We start from the raw sequence: 8,134 nt of genomic DNA on the forward strand, positions 1-8,134 counted from the left end.
CTCGCGCGCGACACGAAGGCGGGACGCGGCACGCCCCAGGACATCGCGGAGATCGTGCGCGAGGTGGGTGAACGAGGTGCGGTTGTGGTGTACGTCGGACTTCCCAGACACCTGTCCGGGACCGAAGGTGCCGCATCGGCCGCCGCGCGCGCGTACGCTGTCCAACTGGCGCAGGCCGTCGCACCCGTGAGGGTGCGTCTGGTCGATGAGCGGATGAGCACGGTGTCCGCCCATCAGGCGCTGCACGCGTCCGGCCGGTCCGGGCGTCGTCACCGGGCGGTCGTCGACCAGGCGGCCGCGGTGGTGATCCTGCAGACCGCGCTCGACGCGGAGCGCTCCACGGGCCGCCGGCCCGGCGAGCGGGTCACGGCGACCCGCCCGGAGCGTCCCGCGGAGGAGCGCCCGGGGGGTCCGCAGGAGGACGGACGAGCAGGACACACCGAAGGGACGACCGAGTGAGCGACCTGTTCCTCGGTGCTCCGCAGCAGGAGCACCACGAGGCGCCCCCGCCCTCGCGCCGCTCGCGCCGCGACTCGCAGGAGCAGCGCGCCAAGCAGAAGAAGCACCGCCGGCGCCGCAGCGTCGTGGTGCTGCTGCTCGCGCTGGTCCTCGTCGGCGGCGCCGCCTTCGTCGTGTGGAGCGTGTTCGGCGGCCTGTTCTCCGGCGGCGGCAGCGCCGACGACACCGTCCAGGACTACCCGGGCCCGGGCAGCGGCGAGGTCCAGGTGACCGTCGCGTCCGGCGACACCGGCGGCGCCATCGGCCAGACCCTGGTCGACAACGGCGTCGTCGCCACGGTGCAGGCCTTCACGAGCGCGTACGCGGCCAACCCGGCCGCGACCGGCATCCAGCCGGGCACCTACGGGCTCCAGCTCGAGATGAAGGCGAGCGACGCGGTCAACGCGCTGCTCGACCCCGCCAACCGCGTGTCGAACCGGGTGACGATCCCCGAGGGCTACACCGCGAGCCAGATCTACCAGCGCGTCTACGAGGTCACCGGCATCACGGTGGAGGACCTGCAGGCCGCCGCCGCCGACCCGGCCGCGATCGGGCTGCCGGCCGAGGCCGGCGGCAACGTCGAGGGCTGGCTGTTCCCGATGACCTACGAGGTCGAGCCCGGGTCGACCGCGGCCTCGGTGCTGTCGCAGATGGTGGCGCGCACCACCGCGCTGCTCACCGAGAAGGGCGTCGCGCAGGACCAGTGGGAGACGGTGCTCAACCAGGCGTCGATCGTCGAGCGCGAGGGTAAGCTCGACGAGGACCGGGCCAAGATCGCCCGCGCCATCGACAACCGCCTCGCGCAGGGCATGCCGCTGCAGATCGACGCGATCAACGCCTACGGCCTCGGCATCCCCGGCACGCAGCTCACCTACGCGGACACCAGCCAGGCGCAGCCGCCGTACAACCCGTACAACTCGTACAAGATCACCGGCCTGCCCCCGACGCCGATCGCCAACCCCGGCGAGGTGTCGATCGACGCGGTGCTCAACCCGGCCGACGGTCCCTGGCTGTTCTGGGTGACGGTCAACCTGGACACCGGCGAGACCAAGTTCGCCGAGACGTACGACGAGCACCAGACCTACGTCGACGAGCTGCGGGAGTGGCAGGCGGCGAACGAGTGACCGGTGTCCCGCGCCGCGCCGCGGTGCTCGGCCACCCGATCGCGCACTCGCTGTCCCCGGTCCTGCACCGGGCCGCCTACCGGGCCCTCGGGCTCGACGGCTGGTCCTACGACGCGGTCGACGTGACCGAGAAGGGGCTGCCGGCGTTCGTCGGCGACCTCGACGGCACCTGGGCCGGGCTGAGCCTCACCATGCCGCTCAAGCAGACGGTGCTGCCGCTGCTCGACCACGTCGAGCCGCTGGCGGGGGTCGTCGGCGCGGTCAACACGGTGCTCGTGCAGGCGGGCGGGTCCGGGCGGCCGGTGCTCACCGGGGCGAACACCGACGTGCACGGCATCGTCGCGGCGCTCTCGGAGGGCCTGGGCGCGCCGGGCGCCGCGTCGCCGGGCGACGGGTCAGCGGGCACGGGGGCGGCCGTCGAGCACGCCTCGGCCCGGACGGCCGTCGTCCTCGGCGCCGGCGCCACCGCGGCGTCGGCCCTCGCCGCCCTCGCCGAGCTCGGCTGCCCCACGCCGGTCGTGCTCGCGCGGTCGCTCGGCCGGACCGGGGCGCTCGCGCGCGCGGCGCACCGGATGGGCGTCGAGCCGGCGTTCCGGTCGCTGGACGGCGCGCTCGCCGCGCTGGCGGGCGCCGACCTCGTGGTCTCCACCCTGCCGCCGCACGCCGCGGACGACCTGGCCGCCGCGCTCGCCGCCGGGGGCCCCGGGCACGGGCCCAGGCCCGGTGCCGTGCTGCTCGACGTCGCCTACGACCCGCGGCCCACCGCCCTGCACGCGGCCTGGCGCGGCGCCGGCGGGGTCGCGGTGCCGGGGGAGCGGATGCTGCTGCACCAGGCGGTCGAGCAGGTGCGCCTCATGACGGGCCGGCCCGGCCCGCTCGCCGCGATGGACGCGGCCCTGGGCGCCGCGCTCGACGCACCCGCACCCGCCTGACCGGCTGATTCACCCGGCCCCGTCGCGGCCGCACGTCGTCCGGGGCCGCCCGGGCCCTCATCTCCCCGCACCTGCGTGCCGATGGGTCCTACGGGGCCGGTGCACCTGCCTGCCCCGGACGAAAGGGCAACGGGGTGAAGCAGCTCGGCGAGATCCTGCTGGACGAGGGCCTGGTCAGCGAGGCGCAGCTCATGGCGGCGCTGGACGAGCAGATGGCCCGGGGGCAGTCCCTCGGCCGCACGCTGGTCGAGATCGGGGTCCTCACCGAGGGGCAGCTCGTGGCCGCGCTGGCGCGGCAGGTCGGGATGGCCTTCGTCGACCTCGACGAGTACCAGGTGGACCGGGCCGCGGTGTCGATGGTGCCCGCGGCGCTGTGCCGGCGGTACACCGTGCTGCCGGTCGGGTTCCAGGACGGCGCGCTCGTGCTCGCCACCGCCGACCCGGGCAACGTGGTCGCCGTCGACGACGTGCGCACCGTGTCCGGCATGGCCGTGCTGCCGATCGTCGCGACCTTCGAGAACCTCAACCGCGCCATCGAGCGGTTCTGCCGCGCCGACGGCGAGATGGAGGACCTGTCCTCCGCGTTCGAGGAGGAGCAGCAGTCCCAGCAGCAGCAGGTCGACCTGTCGAACATCGGCAACGCCGTCGACGACGACGCCCCGATCGTCCGGTACGTGAACCTGCTGGTGACCCAGGCGATCTCCGACCGGGCCTCCGACATCCACATCGAGCCCACCGAGCACGACCTGCGCGTCCGGTACCGGATCGACGGCGTGCTGCACGAGATGCAGCGCTCGCCCAAGCAGATCCAGGGCGGTGTCATCTCCCGCGTCAAGATCATGTCGGACATCGACATCGCGGAGCGGCGCAAGCCCCAGGACGGCCGGATGTCCGTCACGCACAACGGCCGCAAGATCGACCTCCGCGTCGCCACGCTGCCGACCGTGTGGGGCGAGAAGATCGTCATGCGGATCCTGGACAACTCCACGGCGTCGCTCGACCTGAGGGACCTCGCGTTCCTCGAGCACAACTACGAGTCGTACAAGGACGCGTACACCAAGCCCTACGGGATGATCCTGGTCACGGGGCCGACGGGCTCCGGCAAGTCGACCACGCTCTACGCGACCCTGAACGCGGTCTCGAAGCCGGAGATCAACGTCATCACGGTCGAGGACCCGGTCGAGTACCGCCTCGCCGGGATCAACCAGGTGCAGGTGAACCCGAAGGCGGGCCTCACGTTCGCCGGCGCGCTGCGGTCCATCCTGCGGTCCGACCCCGACGTCGTCCTGCTCGGTGAGATCCGCGACCACGAGACCGCGCAGATCGCCATCGAGGCGGCGCTCACCGGCCACCTCGTGCTGTCGACGCTGCACACCAACGACGCCCCCTCCGCGATCACCCGGCTCACCGAGATGGGCATCGAGCCGTTCCTCGTCGGCTCCGCGCTCGACGCGGTCGTGGCCCAGCGGCTCGCCCGCCGGCTGTGCGGCAAGTGCTGCGAGCCGTACGTCCCGACCGAGACCGAGCTCATCGGCGCCCGGTTCCCGTGGGTGCCGGGGGAGCCGCTGCCCGAGCTGTTCCGACCGGTCGGCTGCGTGGCCTGCTCGCGCACCGGGTACCGCGGCCGCGTGGCGCTGCACGAGGTCATGCGGGTCACCGAGGACATCGAGCGCCTGGCCGTGGCGCGGGCGTCGGCCGCCGAGATCGGTGCCACCGCGCGGCAGCAGGGCATGATCACGCTCCGCGACGACGGCTGGCAGAAGGTCGCGCTGGGGCAGACGTCGGTCGAGGAGATCCTCCGGGTCGTCGCGTGACCGGGTGGTCCGCGGGTCGACCGCTCAAGAAACCGCTCGCCCCGGCCGATGGGACCGGGCAGGGCGGCGCCGACGTGCGCCGCGACACGATCGGAGAGGTGGCACGGTGACCGAGCCCTACCCCGGTGATGGACCGGCGCCCGTGGCGGGCCTGCCCCCGTACGTCCCGCCGCTCGCGACGCAGGCCGGCGCGGCCGTGCCGACGCAGGCGGCGGCCGGGGCCCCGGCCCCCGTCCTGGCGCCGCCGGCGCCCCCCGTGCCGGGCTACCCGGCGACGGCGCACGCCGGCGGGGCGCCGTCGTACGCCGCCGCGCCGCCGGCAGCCGCGCCGCCGCAGCCCGGCGCCGCGCCGCAGCCGCCCGCCGCGTCCCCGGCGGCGCCGGCCGCGCCGCCCGCCGGTCCCGCGCGCGCGGCGGCGCCCGCCGGCACCCGGGCGTCGATGCGCGCCGGCACCGCGCGCCCGGGCATGGGCCTGCAGCGCCAGGAGGGCGACCTCGACCTCGACGAGGCGCTGGCCGCGATGGTCCAGGTCGGCGCGTCCGACCTGCACCTGACGATCGGCGCGCCCCCGACGGTCCGCGTCTCGGGCGCGCTGCGCCCGCTCGACGGCTTCCCCGCGCTCGAGGGCGAGGGCCTGCGCCGCGCGCTCTACGCGGTGCTCACCCAGAAGCAGCGGGAGAAGTTCGAGGCGAACCTCGAGCTCGACCTGTCGTACTCGGTGCGGGGGCTCGCCCGGTTCCGCCTGAACCTCTACCAGCAGCGCGAGTCGATCGGCGCCGCGTTCCGCGTGATCCCGTACGAGATCAAGCCGCTGGAGCAGCTCGGCGTCCCGCCGGTCGTGGCGAACTTCGCGGGCCTGCCGCGCGGCCTGGTGCTGGTCACCGGACCCACCGGCTCCGGCAAGTCGACGACCCTCGCCTCGATCATCGACCTGGCCAACCGCACCCGGCCCGACCACATCATGACCGTCGAGGACCCGATCGAGTTCCTGCACCGGCACAAGAAGGCGCTGATCAACCAGCGCGAGGTGGGGGAGGACACCCACTCGTTCGCGAACGCGCTGAAGCACGTGCTGCGCCAGGACCCCGACATCATCCTCGTCGGCGAGATGCGCGACCTCGAGACGATCTCCGTCGCGCTGACCGCGGCCGAGACCGGCCACCTCGTCTTCGCCACCCTGCACACGCAGGACGCGGCGCAGACGATCGACCGCATCATCGACGTGTTCCCGTCGCACCAGCAGGCCCAGGTCCGCACCCAGCTCGCCGGCGCCATCCAGGGCGTGGTCTGCCAGTCGCTGTGCAAGCGCTCCGACGGCACGGGGCGGACCGTGGCCACCGAGGTGCTGGTCGCGACGCCCGCCGTCCGGAACCTCATCCGCGAGGGCAAGACGCACCAGATCTACTCGGCGATGCAGGCGGGCTCGCAGCAGGGCATGCACACGATGGACCAGCACCTCGCGGACCTGGTCAAGGCCGGCCGGATCTCCTACGAGACCGGCCTCGAGAAGTGCCACCACGCCGAGGACTTCAACCGCCTGACCGGGCGCTTCGGCGCCGCGGCCCCGATGGCGCAGGGCGGCGCCCCCGCGCAGAACGCGCTGTACGAGTCGTCGTCCTACCCGCCGGTCGCGCCGCCGGCCCCCTACGCGCAGCCCGGGAGCACCCACTGATGGCGGACGCCAAGGTCTTCGAGTACGCGGTCCGCGACCGCGAGGGCAAGGTCGTCAAGGGCCGGATCGAGGCGGCCAACCAGGCCGCGGTCGCGAACCGGCTGCGCACCATGGGGCTCGCGCCCACCTCGATCACCGAGGTGCAGACGACCGGCCTGCAGCGCGAGATCACGATCCCGGGCTTCGGCGAGAAGATCACGCTCAAGGACCTCGCCGTCATGTCGCGCCAGATGGCGACGATGATCTCGGCCGGCCTGTCGCTCATCCGGACGCTGTCGATCCTCGCCGACCAGACCGAGAGCAAGCCGCTCGCCAAGGTGCTGGCCACGGTGCGGTCGGACGTCGAGGTGGGCCAGTCGCTGTCCTCCGCGCTGTCCAAGCACAAGGACGCCTTCCCCCCGCTGATGATCAACATCATCCGCGCGGGCGAGGTCGGCGGCTTCCTGGAGAAGTCGCTCGTGTCGGTGGCCGAGAACTACGAGGCCGAGGTCAAGCTCCGGTCCAAGATCAAGTCGGCCATGACCTATCCCGTCATGGTGTTCATCATGGCGATCGTCGCGGTCGCCGCCATGCTGATCTTCATCGTCCCGGTATTCCGCGACATGTATGCCGACCTCGGCGGGACGCTGCCCGTCCCGACATTGATCCTGGTGTACATCTCGAATGTCATGAAGTGGGCGACGCTCCCGCTGGTCGTCGCGGTCGTGGTCGCGCTGGGCTGGTGGCGCAAGCACAAGAACGACCCCGCGATCCGGGAGAGGATCGACCCGATCAAGCTCAAGATGCCGGTGTTCGGCCAGCTGATGCGCAAGATCGCGGTCGCACGGTTCGCCCGGAACTTCGGGACGATGATGGGCGCCGGCGTGCCGCTGCTCCAGGCCCTCGAGATCGTCGGCCAGACCTCCGGCAACTGGGCGATCGAGCGCGCCGTCGCGGACGTCCAGGAGGCCGTCCGCCGAGGTGAGACGCTGTCCGGCCCGCTCGGGCAGCACCCCGTCTTCCCGCCGATGGTCGTGCAGATGCTCGCCGTCGGCGAGGACTCCGGCGCGATGGAGACGATGCTCGAGAAGGTCGCGGAGTTCTACGACCAGGAGGTCGAGTCGACCACCGAGCAGCTCACGAGCCTCATCGAGCCGCTCATGATCGCGTTCCTCGGCGTGGTCGTCGGCGGCATGATCGTCGCGCTCTACCTGCCGATCTTCAATGTCTTCAACTTGATCGAGTGATCGCCGGCGGGCGTCCGAACGGGTGAACAAGAAGTCACCCGTTCTGGCGACTCAAGTCGGGGCGGGTCCCGGACGATGCAATGGGTGCACGACTTCCCCGGCCTTGACGGGCCGGCGGATCTGGACATTTCACATCGAACTCGGGAGCACAGCGTGATCGCTCGTTACCGCAAGGCCATGGAGAACAAGGAGCAGGGCTTCACGCTCGTCGAGCTCCTCGTGGTCATCATCATCATCGGCATCCTCGCCGCCATCGCGGTGCCGGTGTACCTGAACCAGCAGGCGAAGGCCAAGGACTCGGCCGCGAAGTCGGACCTGGGCAACGCGAAGATCGCCGTCGCGTCGGCGCTGGTCGACGCCCCGAACGCCGTCACCATCACCTTCGGCACGGACGACTCGGTCGCCACCGACGGCAAGTCCGCCACCACCAAGTTCGCGTGGTCGGAGGGCGTGACCGGCTCGCCCTCGGTCGCCATCACGGGCGGCGAGTTCGACATCGAGGCGACGTCGGCCACCGGCAAGACCTTCATCGTCGACGAGACCGGCGGCATCAAGGAGAAGACCACGGGCGGCACCACCAACCCGTGACCTTCGGGCCACACCGCACCACCCGACGGGGCGGGGCACGCGAGCACGCGGCCCCGCCCCATCGGCGCGACACCACCCGGCTGCGGCCGGGCCGGCCGGACCCCAGCACCCGCGAGGAGGGCAGCACGTGGCGCAGCAGCACAGCGAGGCCGGCGGCGAGCGTCGGCGCGACGCCGACGCGGGCGTCGGCATCATCGAGATCCTCGTCGCGATGGCGATCTTCGGGATCGTGATGGCGGCCGCGCTGCCCCTGCTGTTCGCCTCCACCGTGCAGGCCGCC

General features: G+C 72.5%; 8 protein-coding genes. All 8 read left to right on the forward strand.

Annotated features, from left to right (window positions below):
- A partial coding sequence (gene ruvX, locus VER05_RS07210) for a Holliday junction resolvase RuvX (protein WP_324844702.1) occupies positions 1-459 on the forward strand: 459 nt, incomplete at its 5' end.
- Positions 456-1,622, forward strand: a complete 1,167-nt coding sequence (gene mltG / locus VER05_RS07215; RefSeq protein ID WP_324844703.1) for an endolytic transglycosylase MltG — start codon at positions 456-458, stop codon at positions 1,620-1,622. The genes ruvX and mltG, both read left to right, overlap by 4 nt.
- Complete coding sequence (locus tag VER05_RS07220) at positions 1,619-2,554, forward strand: shikimate dehydrogenase (protein ID WP_324844704.1); 936 nt, start codon at positions 1,619-1,621, stop codon at positions 2,552-2,554. Before mltG ends, VER05_RS07220 begins: the two co-directional genes overlap by 4 nt.
- A 134-nt stretch (positions 2,555-2,688) precedes the next feature.
- Positions 2,689-4,368 carry a GspE/PulE family protein gene (locus VER05_RS07225; protein WP_324844705.1) on the forward strand — a complete coding sequence of 560 codons (1,680 nt, stop codon included), beginning with the start codon at positions 2,689-2,691 and terminating at the stop codon, positions 4,366-4,368.
- Positions 4,369-4,834: 466 nt separating this feature from the next.
- A complete protein-coding gene (locus tag VER05_RS07230) occupies positions 4,835-6,040 on the forward strand; it encodes a type IV pilus twitching motility protein PilT (protein ID WP_414647576.1) in 1,206 nt (401 codons plus the stop codon).
- Entirely contained in the window at positions 6,040-7,266 is a 1,227-nt protein-coding gene (locus VER05_RS07235; protein WP_324844707.1) for a type II secretion system F family protein, read from the forward strand. Before VER05_RS07230 ends, VER05_RS07235 begins: the two co-directional genes overlap by 1 nt.
- 84 nt (positions 7,267-7,350) lie before the next feature.
- Positions 7,351-7,854 carry a prepilin-type N-terminal cleavage/methylation domain-containing protein gene (locus VER05_RS07240; RefSeq protein WP_324844708.1) on the forward strand — a complete coding sequence of 168 codons (504 nt, stop codon included), beginning with the start codon at positions 7,351-7,353 and terminating at the stop codon, positions 7,852-7,854.
- A gap of 127 nt (positions 7,855-7,981) precedes the next feature.
- Positions 7,982-8,134: type II secretion system protein (locus VER05_RS20270; protein ID WP_414647577.1), on the forward strand; the 153-nt coding region annotated here is incomplete at its 3' end.

This window comes from Cellulomonas sp. (assembly GCF_035634735.1).
In the GTDB taxonomy this organism is placed as follows: Bacteria; Actinomycetota; Actinomycetes; order Actinomycetales; family Cellulomonadaceae; genus Cellulomonas.

Bases quoted from the DNA above. Each gene is read 5' to 3' on its own strand.
- VER05_RS07235 (WP_324844707.1), top strand. From the start codon at position 6,040: ATGGCGGACGCCAAGGTCTTCGAGTACGCGGTCCGCGACCGCGAGGGC.
- VER05_RS07230 (WP_414647576.1), top strand. From the start codon at position 4,835: ATGGGCCTGCAGCGCCAGGAGGGCGACCTCGACCTCGACGAGGCGCTG.